This window comes from Eudoraea algarum, assembly GCF_050589645.1.
Taxonomy (GTDB): Bacteria; Bacteroidota; Bacteroidia; order Flavobacteriales; family Flavobacteriaceae; genus JBNGOQ01.
Map to the genome: position 1 here is coordinate 159,544 of NZ_JBNGOQ010000004.1, position 15,792 is coordinate 175,335.

General features: G+C 45.4%; 14 protein-coding genes. 6 read left to right on the top strand and 8 right to left on the bottom strand.

Going from position 1 to position 15,792, the window contains the following annotated elements; all coding sequences use genetic code 11:
* Positions 1–6: 6 nt before the first annotated feature.
* The 7 genes from ACRD67_RS15800 to ACRD67_RS15830 all read right to left on the bottom strand — a co-directional run bounded on the left by ACRD67_RS15800 (position 7) and on the right by ACRD67_RS15830 (position 8,315).
* A complete protein-coding gene (locus ACRD67_RS15800; RefSeq protein WP_430968192.1) occupies positions 7–1,788 on the bottom strand; it encodes a BatD family protein in 1,782 nt (593 codons plus the stop codon).
* Positions 1,788–2,651: a tetratricopeptide repeat protein gene (locus tag ACRD67_RS15805; RefSeq protein WP_430968193.1), complete on the bottom strand. Its 864-nt coding sequence runs from the start codon at positions 2,649–2,651 to the stop codon at positions 1,788–1,790. Before ACRD67_RS15805 ends, ACRD67_RS15800 begins: the two co-directional genes overlap by 1 nt.
* Position 2,652: 1 nt before the next feature.
* Positions 2,653–3,699, bottom strand: coding sequence for a VWA domain-containing protein (locus ACRD67_RS15810; protein ID WP_430968194.1), 1,047 nt, complete (start codon positions 3,697–3,699; stop codon positions 2,653–2,655).
* A gap of 5 nt (positions 3,700–3,704) precedes the next feature.
* Positions 3,705–4,703 (bottom strand): vWA domain-containing protein, encoded by a 999-nt coding sequence (locus ACRD67_RS15815; RefSeq protein ID WP_430968195.1) that lies wholly within the window; start codon positions 4,701–4,703, stop codon positions 3,705–3,707.
* Positions 4,704–6,338 carry a BatD family protein gene (locus tag ACRD67_RS15820; protein ID WP_430968196.1) on the bottom strand — a complete coding sequence of 545 codons (1,635 nt, stop codon included), beginning with the start codon at positions 6,336–6,338 and terminating at the stop codon, positions 4,704–4,706.
* 32 nt (positions 6,339–6,370) lie between these two features.
* A complete protein-coding gene (locus tag ACRD67_RS15825; RefSeq protein ID WP_430968673.1) occupies positions 6,371–7,237 on the bottom strand; it encodes a DUF58 domain-containing protein in 867 nt (288 codons plus the stop codon).
* 76 nt (positions 7,238–7,313) lie between these two features.
* Entirely contained in the window at positions 7,314–8,315 is a 1,002-nt protein-coding gene (locus tag ACRD67_RS15830) for an AAA family ATPase (protein ID WP_430968197.1), read from the bottom strand.
* A 160-nt stretch (positions 8,316–8,475) separates the two neighbouring features.
* Here ACRD67_RS15830 and ACRD67_RS15835 point away from each other — a divergent pair, with 160 nt between their 5' ends.
* The gene (locus tag ACRD67_RS15835; protein ID WP_430968198.1) at positions 8,476–9,351 is read left to right on the top strand and encodes an aldo/keto reductase; all 876 of its coding nucleotides are present in this window, start codon (positions 8,476–8,478) and stop codon (positions 9,349–9,351) included.
* A 101-nt stretch (positions 9,352–9,452) separates the two neighbouring features.
* Positions 9,453–10,589 (top strand): ATP-binding protein, encoded by a 1,137-nt coding sequence (locus ACRD67_RS15840; RefSeq protein ID WP_430968199.1) that lies wholly within the window; start codon positions 9,453–9,455, stop codon positions 10,587–10,589.
* Here ACRD67_RS15840 and ACRD67_RS15845 read toward each other — a convergent pair.
* Positions 10,586–11,533, bottom strand: a complete 948-nt coding sequence (locus ACRD67_RS15845) for a carbohydrate kinase family protein (protein ID WP_430968200.1) — start codon at positions 11,531–11,533, stop codon at positions 10,586–10,588. The genes ACRD67_RS15840 and ACRD67_RS15845 overlap by 4 nt on opposite strands.
* A gap of 180 nt (positions 11,534–11,713) precedes the next feature.
* Between ACRD67_RS15845 and ACRD67_RS15850 the strand changes: the two genes are divergently transcribed.
* The 4 genes from ACRD67_RS15850 to ACRD67_RS15865 are packed head-to-tail and all read left to right on the top strand — an operon-like array spanning position 11,714 to position 15,761.
* On the top strand, positions 11,714–12,847 hold the full coding sequence (locus tag ACRD67_RS15850) for an SPFH domain-containing protein (RefSeq protein WP_430968201.1): 1,134 nt from the start codon (positions 11,714–11,716) through the stop codon (positions 12,845–12,847).
* A 51-nt stretch (positions 12,848–12,898) separates the two neighbouring features.
* The gene (locus tag ACRD67_RS15855; protein WP_430968202.1) at positions 12,899–13,981 is read left to right on the top strand and encodes a TFIIB-type zinc ribbon-containing protein; all 1,083 of its coding nucleotides are present in this window, start codon (positions 12,899–12,901) and stop codon (positions 13,979–13,981) included.
* The gene (locus tag ACRD67_RS15860; RefSeq protein ID WP_430968203.1) at positions 13,978–14,709 is read left to right on the top strand and encodes a metallophosphoesterase; all 732 of its coding nucleotides are present in this window, start codon (positions 13,978–13,980) and stop codon (positions 14,707–14,709) included. Before ACRD67_RS15855 ends, ACRD67_RS15860 begins: the two co-directional genes overlap by 4 nt.
* Positions 14,710–14,765: 56 nt before the next feature.
* Positions 14,766–15,761, top strand: coding sequence for an acyl-ACP desaturase (locus ACRD67_RS15865; protein WP_430968204.1), 996 nt, complete (start codon positions 14,766–14,768; stop codon positions 15,759–15,761).
* Positions 15,762–15,792 lie beyond the last annotated feature (31 nt).

A 15,792-nucleotide genomic window follows, 5' to 3' on the forward strand; every position in this document is an offset into this window, starting at 1 on the left:
CTTGCGCTATAACTGTTTATCCAAATAAGAGATTACGTCACTTGCCTTAGTGTAGTCCTGTTGCATCTGCACCTCGGAAAAAGGGCTGTACCGGGCCATTTCACAATTCTCGAGCAAGCCTATAAATCCTTCCATGGTGGTTTCATCTACCTGCTTTTCGGTAAGCAACATGCTTATTTTGTCCTTGCTGAACTCCGTGGTCTCGATCTTTAGTTTAGCCTTGAGATAATTGTGCAACGCTTTTTCCAGAGCGATATAAAAAGCCTCTTTGTCTCCCAGGGTCTTTTTGGCAGCAGACAGGTATTTTCTGGCCAATTTATTGGCCTTTTTTATTTTGTTGCCCGCAACATCACTGGCAATGGCCTCCCGTTTTTTCCCAAAAAGAACGGTAACGGGTATCAACAGCAGCGGAAGGAACAACCACATGTAAAAACGGGGGGATCCAAAAAAGTAATTGGTGCCGATCACCGATAAATTCGGCTTCAGTTTTATAAAACTGAATTGACTTCCTGTGCTTACCACCGCCTGACGGTTGTTTAGGGGTGCCCCCAAAGGACTTGCTGTATCTTCTCCGGCCGGCCCGTCCATGACATTGATCAAAATTTCCTCGGAGCTCAAGCGCTTATACGACTCCGTCTTGGGGTCAAAATAACTAAAGGAAATGCTCGGGATGGGATACTTGCCCCGGAAAGAAGGCACAATGGTATAGTTGTTGCTTACCTTTCCCTCCATGCCCGAGAGCGTGGTGCGCACGTTTTCCTTAAACTCAGGGTCGTATACTTCCAAAGCACTGGGAAGGCTTGGTTCGGGCAACTGAAACAATTTTAGATTGCCCTTTCCCTTTACCTCCACCTTGGCCTGAAGGGATTCCGATGCGTTTAAATCGGTCTTGCTCGTAGTCACCGAAAAATCAAAACTTCCCACCGCCCCGCTGAAGTTGGGAGGTTTCCCATCCGAAGGCAAAGCCTTTACGTTTATCGTTCTTTTACCTGCGGAAACCGTCTTATTGGTCTGGGTAAAGATCCTACCTCCAAAGAAATCGCGCTTGTTGGTAGGCACATCCACGCTTACATCCAGCGAGAGGGGTTCTATGGTCAATTTCCCTGTTTTTTGCGGATACAGGACCACACGCTTCAAAATCACATAGCGGTATGCCTTTCCTTGATAGGTGCCATTCTGTATATTATACTTGGTCACCGGCATATCCTGGCTCCAAAAGTTGTTGTATTTAGGATTGTCCAGGGCCCTAAAATTGGTCACGGTTATAAATTGACTCACATACAGTTTGTATACCACGCTTACCGCTTCGTTAAGGTAGGGATTGGCCTTGGACACCTCTGCCACCAAATGGAGACTTTCATCGGCGACGTCATCCACGGTCATTTGATCGCTGGGCTTGTCCACAGCGGCGGTGACCTCTATTTTTTTTGAGAGCGATTTATAGGTTTTTCCATCTATGACGATTGTGGCCTGCTTGATGGTGAAAACGCCACGTGAGGTGGGTGCCAAGGTATAGGAATAGGTCTTGGAAAAACTTCGTACCCCATTGATCCACGAAGAACTGATGGATTGAGAGGGTCCCATAAGCACCCTGAACCCATTAAAATCGGGCGGGTCAAAATCATCCCCATCCTTGTTCATCACAAAATCTACCCGTAGACGCTCATTAATCCCCAGTTTACTCTTGCTAACCTTAACCTCAAAGCTAACGCCATCCTGCGCCCTCACGGTAAAAACCATGAGCAGCAACGGTAAAAGCAAGAAGTATTTTTTAGAAATAAGCCACATCACCAATCTTTTTCATTCTTCGTTTTAACACCCTTTACCTTTTTGGCGTCTATTTTTTCCTGAACTTTTTTCTCTTCATTCTGCATAGCCTCCAAAAGATTCTTTACCTGTTGGGGAGACAGTTGATTGGGTCTTGGACGTTTCTGGTCCTTAGGCCGATCGCCCTGCTCTGGCTGTTTTTTCTTTTCTTCTTTTTTATCTCCATCACCTTCCTTGTTCTCTTCCTTTTTTTCATCTCCCTTGTCACCCTCGTCTCCTTTGTCCTCGTTTTCCTTGTTGTCCTGATCGCCCTTGTTATCTTCCTTATTGTCCCCTTCGTTTTTTTGATCCTGATTCTTATCCTTTTTGTCCTCTTGATCCTGCTTGTCCTCTCCTCCTTGATTTTGGTCGTTCTTTTGTTCGTCCTGCTGTTTTTTCAGCATTTCTTTGGCCAAGGCCAAATTATAGCGGGTCTCCTCATCGGTAGGATTGTTCCTAAGGGCCTCTTTGTAAGCCTCCACCGCTTTTTGGTATTCCTTGTTCTTCATAAAGACATTGCCCATATTGTGATAGGCCTTGTGCTTGTCCGCTTTGTTTTCTGCCAAATCGCCCGCTTGCTTAAATCGGGCAAAAGCTTCGCTATAGGTTTCCTTGTTGTAGTAGGCATTCCCCAGGTTATAGGGCGCGGCCACGTTTTCTGTGCTTTTGGAAATGGCCTTTCTATACGTGGCCTCGGCATTGATGAAATTGTCCTCTGAAAGTTCCTTGTTCGCTTCCCAAGTAAGGTTTTTGGAAGCGCGCAGGGCCTTCTCATTTTCTTTGGTTTCCTCTTGGGCAAAGGAAACACATCCGACCAAAAAAACAAGATATAAAATCGTTCTCATGTTACTCATCCACTTTTTCATTAAACAGATTCAGTTTTTTAAGCCATTGGGTCTTTCGGTCCAACAGAAAGATGTCCAAAAATAAAAAGAATAGCCCCAAGGCCAAAAACCACTGGTATTGGTCCTTGAACTCTGCAAACTGTTTGGCCTCGAACTCCTTTTTGTCCATCTGGAACAATTGCTCCTTGATATATTCAACGGCCTCTTCCGTATTGGCCCCGTTAATGTATTCCCCATTGCCTTCGGAAGCGATCTCGTTCAAAATGGTTTCGTTCAGTTTGGTAATGACCACCTCGCCCTGGGCATCTTTTTTATGGCTTTCCACAACCCCATTTTTTTTCAGCGGGATGGGGCCTCCCTTCTTTTTTCCTACACCAATGGTAAATATACGAATCCCCTCTTCTACCGCCACATCCACCGCTTCCAGTGTTGAACCTTCCGAATGATCCTCCCCATCCGAAACGATGAACAGTACCCTGTTTGTCTGCTCTTCGTCGTCATAATAGGTCGCCGCCAGTTCAATGGCCTGGTTGATTGCCGTTCCCTGGGACGAAAGCATATTGGTGTTCATGCTTTGCAAAAACATTTTGGCCGCTCCATAGTCTGTGGTTATTGGCAACTGGGGAAAAGCTTGCCCGGCGTAGGCAATAATCCCTATCCGGTCGCTGGCCAATTGGTTGATGATTTCGGAGACCAAGCGTTTGGCCTTTTCCAGTCGGTTTGGGGCAATATCCTCCGCGAGCATACTTCTGGAGACATCCACCGCGAAGACAATGTCTACCCCTTCCCGTTTAACCGTCTCCAATTTTGTGCCAATTTTCGGGTTTACCAGCCCAAGGACCAAAAAAGTTAGGCCCAAAAGCAAAAAAATGAGTTTCAAGGTAGATTTAAAGCTAGATCGATCTGGTGTTAAACGTCTCAATAACGACGGGCTGGCAAACTTCTTCTGCGCACTTCGCTTCCATATTTGCAGGGCAACGAACAGCACGATCATCATGGGAATAATGAACAGGAGATAGAAATATATTTTTTCGTCGAGCTGAATCATAAAATTTATATAAAGCTTCTAAATAGCGTTATCCTGAAGAACCATTCCAGTATAAGCAAAGCCCCTGCCAAAAGCACCCAGGGTCTAAATTTTTCTTCGTATTTGTAATATTTGAATTCTTCGATTTCCGTTTTTTCCAACTTGTTGATCTCGTCGTAGATATCCTCCAGGCTTTCATTATTGGTCGCCCTAAAATACTTGCCCCCGGTAACTTCGGCGATTTCCTCTAGGAGGTTTTCATCTATTTCGACCTGGCGCATGCCATATCGGAAGGACCCGTCCCTGTTATAGGCTATTGGTGAAAGGGCATTGCCGTTGGTGCCCAGGCCAATGGTATAGGTCTTTATTCCGAATTCCACGGCAAGATCGGCGGCTGTCTGCGGCTCTATAAAGCCGGAGTTGTTCACCCCATCGGTAAGCAATATGATCACTTTGCTAATTGCTTTGCTCTCCTTTAAGCGGTTTACAGAGGTAGCAAGGCCCATCCCTATGGCTGTCCCATCATTGAGCTGTCCGTAGGTAATTTCCCGAAGTGCGTTTAGAACAATCGATTTATCACTGGTTATAGGAGTTTTGGTATAGCTTTCCCCGGCATAGGCCACCAGGCCGATCCGATCATTGGGCCGTTTTCGGATAAAATCACCGGCCACCTCCTTAAGCGCGGACAACCTATTGGGTTTTAAGTCCCTTGCCAGCATACTGGAGGAGACATCTATGGCCATAACAATATCTATCCCTTTGGTAGTTTTTGTCCGGGTAGAAATATCCTCTGTCTGTGGTCTGGCCAGTGCCGTAATGATCGCCGCAAGTGCCAACAGGCGCAACAGAAACAACAAGGGCTTCAGTTTGGGCAAAAACCCCGAATCCGAAAATCCTTTGATGCTCGAAATTTTGAGCGCGGCCGTTTCTTCCTTGCGTTTGAAAAAATACCAAAGCAAAGCCAGCGGAAGCAATAGGAGCAACCAAAAGAACTGTGGGTTTGCAAATTCGATATTTTCTAACATTTACGCTTCTGTTTTAACTTCTACGGACCTTAGGATGCGCGCAACAATCTGTTCGGCATAGGAATCATTGTCCAACCAAGACAATAGAATCTGTTGTTGAAAACCTTTGCCGCCAAAACTTAATATAATATATTTTCCCCTGACCAGTTCCTTGGAATCCGGAACGGCAAACTTTCCGCTGCCGTAGGTCTTGATTCCCGTTACCCCGGTCGTGGTGGTAAACTCTTCCTGCTTGGTAATGATATTTTTGGCGCCCTGATCCTCAAAGTTTTTCAATAACTGTTCTATAGATTTTTCAAAATCGGGTTCCGCAAGTTCGGTAAAGGAGGTCGATGAGGTTGCAACGGTGAACAAGCCGATGGAACTCGTATAGATAAAGTTGTGCTGTTCTTTAATATCTTCCCTTGCCTCTGCCGGAAGCGGAATGTCCTGTCGAATTAATACTTTAGGGGTTTCCAAGCTGATCGGGGGATAGCCGTACGAACTGGATACCCACTCCCCGTCCAGAAGTTCCTTGGTGGGATGACCCAATACTGTATCCTTTACCTGATTGAAACCGTAATAACTTACTGCCGAAACTGCGGAAATGAGAAGAAGGGCAACCGTGGCCGCTACGGCAATGACAATCTTCTTCCGATACTTTTTACGAGCCAATTCTTCTTGATATTCCTGCTGTTGCATCAATTCCTCCTCCGTAGGTTCTGGAAGGGCTTCCTTGGTCTTAATGACAATTTCCTCAATAGATTTCCTGTCCTGTTCCGCGGTGGATGTAGGCGGCTTGGACTTTGCGAATTTTACAAGATCCGCAGTCTGTAATATTCTTTTGAACTGATGAATGGTGTCATCTTCCAATTTTAGTTCCCCCGCATCCTTGAGCATCTCCAATTTATCGATCAGCTGATTCGTGGTACTTTCCAGGGCTGTAACGTGCACGTCCTCCTCAAGGTACGAGCGTACAATGTCCGTAAGCTCCGAATAGTACCGCTTGTATTCGTCCTGGATGAGGTACTTGGAATTTTCCAGGCGTTTTAACTCCAGCAAAGCCCTATCGTAAGGCGGCAAAAGGGCCTCTTTCTCCTCTTCGGTCAACGGTTTTTTGCGGAACACGAACCAATACAACAATCCGCCCACCAATAACAGGCCCAACAAGATTATCAAAAGGACTTTCCAAAGTCTGGAATAACTTTTCTCTACCGGGATAAGGGATTTGATGTCGTACATCTTCTGGGTAAGCGTATCCACAGGTACCGTGGCCACATTGATTTTGACAGAATCCGTAAAAAAGGGTTTTTCATTGATCGCAATACGTTGCGGGGGAATCGTGTACACCCCGGAATCGAATTGCGTCAGCGCGTAGATTTTTTGTAGGGTGAGCCTATTCTTTTTACGTGTGGTATCGGTCACAAAGGCCTCAACGGTCTCCAAGGGAGAAAAAGTCTGCCCCTCTGGGAAGAAGACAAGATCGGTAGAATCGGTCTCCACGGTAATCGTATATTTTATCTGCTCCCCTATCTTTATGAAAGTGGTATCGATTTCTGAGTGTACGGAAGGGGAGGATTGTGCCCTGCCGTAAAACGAAGCCAGCACAAATAGGAGGAGAAAGAAGAGGTATTGCACCTCCCTCCCTAATAACACTTTAGCTGTAACTTTAGAACACTTCATTTGTACTATCCCCTTCGCTTAAAATAACCCAATAATTTCTTTACGTAGCTCTCATCTACCCGACAACTCAGAATACCACAGCCAGACTTGGTGAAGGTATCCTCAAAATAATCGACGCGCTCCTGATGGTATTTTTTATAAGCCATGCGCACCTTTCTGGATTGGGTGTTTACCAATTGCAGGGTTCCGGTTTCGGCATCGCGCATTTGGACCATTCCCAAGTTGGGAATAGCTTCTTCGCGCTGATCGTATACGCGTATGCCGGTAACGTCGTGCTTGTTGCCGGTTATCTTTAAGGTCCTTTCATAATCCTCGGCGATAAAATCGGAAAGCACAAAAACAATGGCCTTCTTTTTCATGACGTTGGTAAGGTATTTCAAGGCTTCCGCAATATTGGTCTGCCTACTTTTTGGGGTAAACTCCAAAAGTTCCCTAATGATCCGGAGTACATGGCTTTTCCCTTTTTTTGGTGGAATAAAGAGCTCTACCTCATCAGAAAACAGAACCAGCCCGGCTTTATCGTTGTTCTGCATGGCGGAAAAGGCCAGGGTAGCCGATATTTCCGTAATAATGTCCTTTTTGAATTGGTTGGAGGTGCCGAACAGTTCGGACCCGCTCACATCTACCATCAACATCATGGTGAGCTCGCGTTCTTCTTCAAAGACCTTTACATAGGGTTCGTTATACCGCGCGGTTACATTCCAATCTATACTTCTCACATCATCCCCGAACTGATACTGCCGCACTTCACTAAAGGTCATACCCCTTCCCTTAAAGGTAGAATGGTACTCACCACCAAAAATATGATCGGAAAGACGTCTGGTCTTTATCTCGATCTTGCGAACCTTCTTAAGTAATTCTTTGGTATCCATGGGCTCCGTCGGGAGTTTGTTCACCTGATGAATGTTTCCAGCTAAAACTTAAAATCTCGAAACTTGAAACGGGATGCTAAGGCACCTCAATTTCGTTTACAATCTTATTGATGATTTCTTCTGAAGTAATATTTTCTGCCTCTGCCTCGTAAGTGATGCCTATTCTATGCCGGAGCACATCGTGTACCACGGCCCTGACATCTTCGGGGACCACATACCCCCTTCGCTTGATAAAGGCATAACATTTGGCGGCGTTCCCCAGATTAATACTTCCTCTGGGAGAGGCACCAAAGCTGATGAGTGGTTTTAGATCTCCTAAATTATATTTTTCCGGATAGCGTGTGGCAAAGACCAGATCCAGGATATACTTTTCTATTTTTTCGTCCATATAGACCTCCCTGACCGCCTGCTGGGCGCTTAGAATTTGTTTAAGGCTAATCACAGGGGTAACGGCATCGTAATTTTGAAGTAGATTTTGCCTCATAATCAGTTGCTCCTCGTTCATCTTGGGGTAATCAATTACGGTCTTAAGCATAAAACGGTCTACTTGTGCTTCGGGCAGTGGGTAAGTGCCTTCCTGCTCTACCGGATTCTGTGTGGCCATTACCAAGAAAGGTTTGTCCAGAATAAAGGTTTCGTCCCCAATGGTGACCTGTTTCTCCTGCATGGCCTCCAAGAGGGCAGATTGCACCTTGGCCGGGGCCCGGTTTATTTCGTCCGCAAGCACGAAGTTGGCAAAAATGGGCCCTTTTTTAATGGAGAAGTCGTTCTCTTTTATGTTGTAGATCATGGTGCCTACCACATCGGCGGGCAACAGGTCTGGGGTAAATTGTATTCTGCTAAAGCTTCCTTTAACCGCTTTGGCAAGGGTATTTATAGCAAGGGTCTTGGCCAGACCGGGAACACCTTCAAGTAAAATATGTCCTTGTCCCAACAGGCCAATGAGCAATCGTTCCACCATGTGTTTTTGCCCAACGATTACCTTGTTCATTTCTATTGTGAGCAAATCTATAAAAGCGCTCTCCTTCTCAATTTTCTCGTTCACGGCACTAATATCAATAGTAGTATTTTCTTCCATAGAAACCATTTTAATTTTGATGCAAATAAAGTAAGCATTTAAATAAAACGCAAAATGAAAATTTATTTAGTCATCCCCTGTTAATTATTGGTTAAAAATTGGTGAAACCCCCGAGTTTTATGAAGTATTTAAGGGATTTATTTTTTATTTTCACCAACCTATGGACAATACAACTTCTTATTCCAAAATCATTGCCGGAACCATGACCTGGGGAAGCTGGGGGAAAGACCTTTCGCAAAAGGATTTAATCGCTTTGATCGGGCATTGTCTCAACGCGGGCATTTCTACCTTTGACCATGCCGATATCTATGGAGGGTATACCAATGAGGCCGTATTTGGCAAGGCCTTTGCCCAGAGCGGCATACCCCGATCCGACGTACAGTTGATCACCAAATGTGGGATTCAACTCGACACCGAAGTCAGGAAGAACAAAGTAGTACACTATAACTACTCCAAGGACTACATCATATGGAGCGCGGAAGAATCCTTAAAAAATTTAAGGACAGATTACCTGGATCTTTTTTTATTACATAGGCCAAGCCCTTTAATGCATCCGGGGGAGATTGCGGAGGCCATTGCGCAATTGCAGAAGGAGGGAAAGATCAAGGCGTTTGGAGTATCAAATTTTACCCCCTCGCAGATCGAGATGTTGGAGACCGCTGTTCCGGTTTCGGGAAACCAAGTGGAATTTTCCTTAACGGCAGATGGGGCAATGTACGACGGCACTTTGGACGATATGATTGCTAATGATAGAATGGCCATGGCCTGGAGTCCATTGGGGAGTTATTTCAGGGAAAAGGACAAAAAAACCAAAAGGATCAAGAAAGTACTGAAACGCCTAAGAAAGAAATATAACGTCAACGCCAGTCAGCTCCTTCTGGCCTGGATTTTAAGACATCCCGCCAAAGTATACCCGGTCGTGGGTACCGCTACCCCCCAACGCCTTACTGATGCAATCAATGCCACGAAAATTGATTTGGAACTGGAGGATTGGTTTTTGCTTTTGGCTGCGAGCCAAGGACATAGGGTGCCCTAGATTTGATGGTGCCCAAGGAAGAAAAAGGGGGAGCAAAGACTCCCGACAAATGACATGGATGTTGGGCAAGCTGGCTGCACGGCACATCTGAATACTGACTTATGATTAACAAGCGCTTGCTGGTAAAGAACCTCTTGGCCCATAATGATGAGAACAGCTTTTATGACAAAAAGCGGTTTATCAATATTGGACAAAAAGAAGGCAAGGCAAAGTTCCTAAAGCACGTATGTGCCCTGGCCAACAGCAATCCCCTAAACAATTCTTTCATTGTGATCGGGGTGGAGGATGAGGATAACGAGATTGTTGGGGTCGACTTCTTCGATGACAGCAAGATTCAAAACTTGGTCAACGCCTATTTGGACCACCCGCCCTTAATCTCCTATGAGAATATTCCTTTTCCTCACTTGTCCGAAGGTAAAGTGGTGGGTCTGGTAAGTATAAAATCAAGTGGGAAGGTCTGTGCACTTCGGAAGAATATTTGGAAATATTACGGGGGCGCGGTCTTCTTTAGGGAAGGCAGCATTAGCCTGCCCAAGGCCTTTGATATTGAATTGAAGGACATCAACTCCCAAACGGTGGCCACCATTGAACAGCATGCGCGGAACAATATTGAGCTCACCTTGGACGGAGTCATTGATTTTATCAACAACAGGCATAAGGATCTAACGAGCGACTATAAGGTTTTTAAAGAGCAATTTGTGGTCTGCTGGGCCGGGAATGAAAAGAAGGTCAAAAAAGAAACCTATTATTCCCGTGTGGATATCGAATTGATCAACGAGCAGGTGAAACTGTTTTATTCTACCCTGGATGAGGTTACCATTTCGTTTGATGAGGATTCCTTTACGACCATTGAATATGTTCAACTGGGCCTGGGGTCGGAGCTTCGTTATTTCCCTTTGGAAAAGGTGGTCATTACCTTTTCGGACAATGGTAAATATCAAATTCTCAGCAATTTGATTTTTGATCCCCCGCAGTATGATAAGAAAACGCTGCACCATATTTTTAACGCCAACAATGCCCTACTCCAAAAATTGGAGAAAAACATCTCGTTGAAGGCTTCGGAACGGGAAGATCTAAAGCATCTTCCGGCCACCTATCTTATTTGCTATTTGAATGGTTTTGAGGAAGCCAAAGATCAAATGGACATGGCCAGACCTATTCTCAAAGCCCATAACGCCAATGTCTACCAATCCTTAAAGGAGTCGCTCAGAATATTGCGAAAAGTACAGTATAATTAATGGGGGAACAGCTGATCCCTGGTGGGCAAGGAGGTGATGGCACCATAGTTTGTAGTGGTAATTGCACCTGCCTTGTTCGCGTTTTGCACCATCTGCTCCAAAAGCGGACCGTCTTCCAAAATATGACCTGGATGGTTCAGGGTGGAAATCTGCTGCAATAAACACCCTATAAAGGCGTCCCCGGCCCCTGTAGTATCAACCGGTGTTACCTTTACACTTGGCACGATTTTTTTTATGTGGTCGTTACTTATATATGTGCCCTCGGCCCCTAAAGTGATGGCTATCGTATGGGTCCCCTTTTCATGCAAGTTGGTGCAGGCCTGTTCAATATCCGCTTTTCCCGATAATAATTGGGCCTCTTCCAAGCTAAACTTGCACAGATTGGACTTTTCAATAAAAGGGATACATTTTTTTATAAAGGCCGATTCATTTCCCTTCCAAAGATCGGCCCTAAAATTGGGATCAAAACTTATAAAAGTATCCTGGGTAAGGGCATCGAAAAAATAACGGCCATAGGCCTCCTCCAGATTGCCTCCCAAGAGTGCGGTTGCCGCTCCCAGGTGCAGCATATTGCCCTTAAAATCCTTTTTTACGGAAGCGACATATTTCAGCTCCCGATCGGCTCCCCGGCTAAAGACAAAATCCCGTTCGCCGTCCTCTGCCAGTGAAACGAACGCCAAAGTGGTAAATACAGGGGAACGTTGGGCCAGGGAGATATCCACCCCGGAGCCTTCCAAAATGTTCAGGAGAAACGTACCAAAAGGGTCTTCGCCAACTGCACCGACAAAAATACTGTTCCCTCCAAGTTTGGATATGGCACAGGCCACATTGGCCGGGGCACCACCTGCCTTTTTGGTAAATTCATTTGCTTTGGAGAGATCGTTTCCCTGTCTTTCCGCTACAAAATCTATCAACAGTTCACCTATACAATATACTTTCCTCATCCAGTTTCACTTATCATTTGGGGCCTCAAAGTAATTAGAAATACCACGGGAATCCAAAAAATAGGGGATTTATTTTACAGGAACAGCGATGGGATTAAATTCGCGTGGAAATTAGCGCTTGACCTTTGGTCCGTTTTGAAGAAATGATTACCTTTTAAAAAACAAAAAAACCTATCTAAAATGAGTTTATTCGATGAGATAAAAAAGAAGCTAAGCCATGAGTTTATTGACATTGTGGAATGGCTGGACAATACAAACGATACCATTGTACACCGTTTTGAACGCTACCAGAACGAAATTAAAAACGGGGCAAAACTCATTGTTCGGGAAGGACAGACCGCAGTATTTATCAACGAAGGGCAACTGGCCGATGCCTTTAAACCGGGCACCTATACCCTAAACACCAAAAACCTGCCGATTCTCACCACCTTAAAAGGATGGAAATATGGTTTTAACAGCCCCTTCAAGGCCGAGGTCTATTTTGTAAACACCCGTTTGTTTACTGATGAAAAATGGGGGACCAAAAATCCGGTGATGTTAAGTGACGATCGGTTTGGACTGGTAGAAATACGGGCATTTGGCACCTATAGTTTCAGGATTGGAGACCCCGGGAAGTTTATTGTCGATGTGGTGGGAACAGACGGGAACTTCACCAATTATGAGATCAATGAACACCTCAAGAGTCTGATTGTTACCAGGTTTACCGATACCGTTGGGGAAGCCAATCTTCCCATAGAGCTCTATGCGGCCAACACCTCCGAACTATCCCAAACCTGTCAGGAGGTTATGCAGCCCGAATTTGGTAGGGTGGGCATTGAATTGGAAAAATTTTATATCGAAAATGTTTCCATGCCGGAAGACCTTAAAAAGGAAATCTTTGAATATAGCAGATTGGATAAGCTAGACATGTCCAAACTCTCCCAATTCAAGGCGGCCAAGGCCATGGAGGCTGCCGCCAAAAACGAAGGGGGAACGGCCGGCGCCGGCATGGGCATGGGCATGGGGTTTGTGCTGGCACAACAAATGGGCGGTATGATGACCCAACAGCATACACAGCAACCTTTCTCACCGCCGCAAGGAGGGTCCGCGCCTCCTCCGATACCACTGCAAGTCCTGTACCACTATGCCGTCAATGGACAACAACTCGGTCCGGTTTCGCTCGACAAATTAAAGGAGCTGTTCGCCAATAGGACCATTAACAGGGATTCCTTGATCTGGAAACAGGGCATGGCCAATTGGACTGCTTTAAAGGATGTTGAGGATTTAAAATCATTTTTGGGAGGAAGCACACCACCCCCACTACCGACAACATAGGACCTCCTACAATTTTTATTTGGATTCCCACCTTATGGGAACACCTGCTATATGGAAGAAACGGCTAAATCCCAACAGAAAAAATCATGTGCCAACTGTGGTGCGGAACTCAATTTTAAACCGGGTTCGCACCAGTTAAAATGTGAATACTGTGGTTACGAGGAGTTCATAGAACAGGCCAAAAGCAGTTTTGAGGAACTGGAACTTAAACACTATTTGAAGGTGGTGGGCAACCATGCGTTCACGGAGACCATAGATTTACTGCATTGCAAGAATTGTGGGGCCAACCAACACGTGGAGGAAAATTACAAATCCCTGCACTGTGTATATTGCGGAGAGCCCTTGATTAAAGAGGATATTGAAAAAGAGGGTTGGATATTGCCAGGGGCGTTGGTGCCTTTTCAATTGGATGGCAAAACGGCCCGGAACATTTTTAAGAATTGGGTAAACCGAATTTGGTTTGCACCGAATAAATTAAAAAAGGCGGCCCTGGATCCTGAAAGTATACACGGGCTGTACGTCCCTTACTGGACCTTCGATGCCAATCTAAAGGCAGCTTATCAAGGGGAACGGGGAGATTATTACTACGAGACCCAGACCTATAGAACAAAAAACGGGAACCGTACCAGACAGGTCAGGAAGACCAGGTGGTCCTCGGCTTCCGGTTCTGTACAAGGTTTTGTAGATGATATATTGATTAACGCATCGGAAAAAAAGAGAAGGGAAATCCCAGCCAAGATCAGCCATTGGAATTTGAAGGAATTGGTGGTTTTTAACTCCAAATATTTGGCGGGCTTTGTTACTGAAAAGTACACGATATCCCTTAAGGACGGTCACCATTTGTCCTTTCAAAAGGCCAAACAAATTGCCCATAGCTGGATACGACGGGACATAGGCGGGGATACCCAACGGATCCATCATGCAGACATAAAACTTACGGAGGAGACCTTTAAACACATTCTTTTACCTCTATACATAAGCTCCTATCGCTACAAAAACAAGGAATACCACTTTTATGTCAATGGGCAAACAGGTAGCATTAGTGGAACGCATCCCTATTCCTTCTGGAAAATCTTCCTATTGATTGTAGCGGTGTTGGTAGCAATAGGATTAATTGTAATATTTGCCCAATGAGAACATTGGTAATTGGGGATATCCATGGCGGACTAAGGGCACTTGAACAGGTTATGGACCGAGCAGGGGCCTCCCCTAGAGATCATCTTATTTTCTTGGGAGACTACGTGGATGGCTGGAGCGAGGCCGTGGAAACGGTCAATTTTTTAATACGCTTGGGCAACACCCACCAGTGTACCTTTTTAAAGGGAAATCACGATGAGCTCTGTATGGATTGGTTGCTGGAGGCCAAGGACAGGCCTCTTTGGTTCCAACACGGTGGAAAAACCACTGTAGCGTCCTATGCCAAGGCAGATAGCGCTACCAAGAAACGTCACATGGTGTTCTATCAGAATTTGGAGAACTATTATTTGGATGAAGGGAACAGGTTGTTTCTTCATGCCGGGTTTACCAACCTTAAAGGGGTGGCCTACGAATACTTTTCCAAAACATTCTATTGGGATAGGACGCTTTGGGAGCTGGCGCTTTCCCTTGATCCCCACCTTCCGAAGACCGATGCACGGTATCCTAAAAGACTATTGCACTACAAGGAGGTCTATATTGGGCATACCCCTGTAACCCGAATTGGGAAGACTACTCCCCAACGGGCGGTCAATGTGTGGAACGTGGATACAGGAGCAGCATTTAAAGGTCCTTTGTCCATAATTGATGTGGAAAGCAAGGAAGTTTGGCAAAGCGATCCGGTCTTTAGTTTATATCCAGGAGAAAACGGGCGGAACCAAAATTAATAGTCCTTTGTGACTATATTCCAATATTAATAGGGATATTTACCAAAAATACCAACATGTCTCCCAAGAATATCCGCATAGAAGTAATGAATGCCATAGAACATAAAGTGGATGGGTTTATAGATTCCTTCCTTATTCCTATTGAGGAAATATGGCAGCCCACGGATTTTTTACCCGATTCCCAAGGCGAAGGATTTATGGAAGACGTACATCAAATACGGGAAGAAGCCAAGGAATTGGGATATGATTTTTGGGTCACCATGGTCGCCGACACCATCACGGAAGAGGCATTGCCCACTTACGAGTCCTGGCTAATGGATGTTGAAGGGATCGATCAGCACGATGGGAACAAAAACGGTTGGTCCAAATGGGTCCGGGCCTGGACGGCGGAGGAGAATAGGCACGGTGACGTACTGAACAAGTATTTGTATCTCTCGGGACGGGTAAATATGCGGGAAATGGAAATTACCACGCAGCATCTAATCGCCGATGGTTTTGATATAGGCACCGATAGGGATCCCTATAAGAATTTTGTATATACCAGTTTCCAGGAACTGGCTACCTATATCTCCCACAAACGTGTGGGGCAAATGGCCAAGAAAAAGGGCAATACCCTTTTGGGAAAAATGTGTACCATCATCTCCGGGGATGAGATGCGCCATCATTTGGCCTATCGGGAATTTGTGAAAACCATCTTCGGGGAGGATCCCAGCGGAATGTTATTGGCCTTTGCGGATATGATGAAAAAGAAGATTGTGATGCCGGCCCACTTTTTAAGGGAGTCCGGTGGAAGCATAGGGACGGCCTTTGAAACCTTTTCCAATTGTGCCCAACGTTTGGGAGTATACACCGCCCAAGATTATATTGATATTCTTGGGAAGCTCAACACCTATTGGGATTTGGCCTCTTTAAGAAGCCTTAGCGACGACGCCGAAAGGGCGAGGGACTATTTGATGAAGTTACCCGATCGTTTAAAGCGCATTTCGGACCGTATGAAATTTCCCGAGGAGCAATACCATTTTAAATGGGTGGAAGCCAATGGCATCATCTAAAGAGGGACCTATAGACGTATCTTAGGCCCCG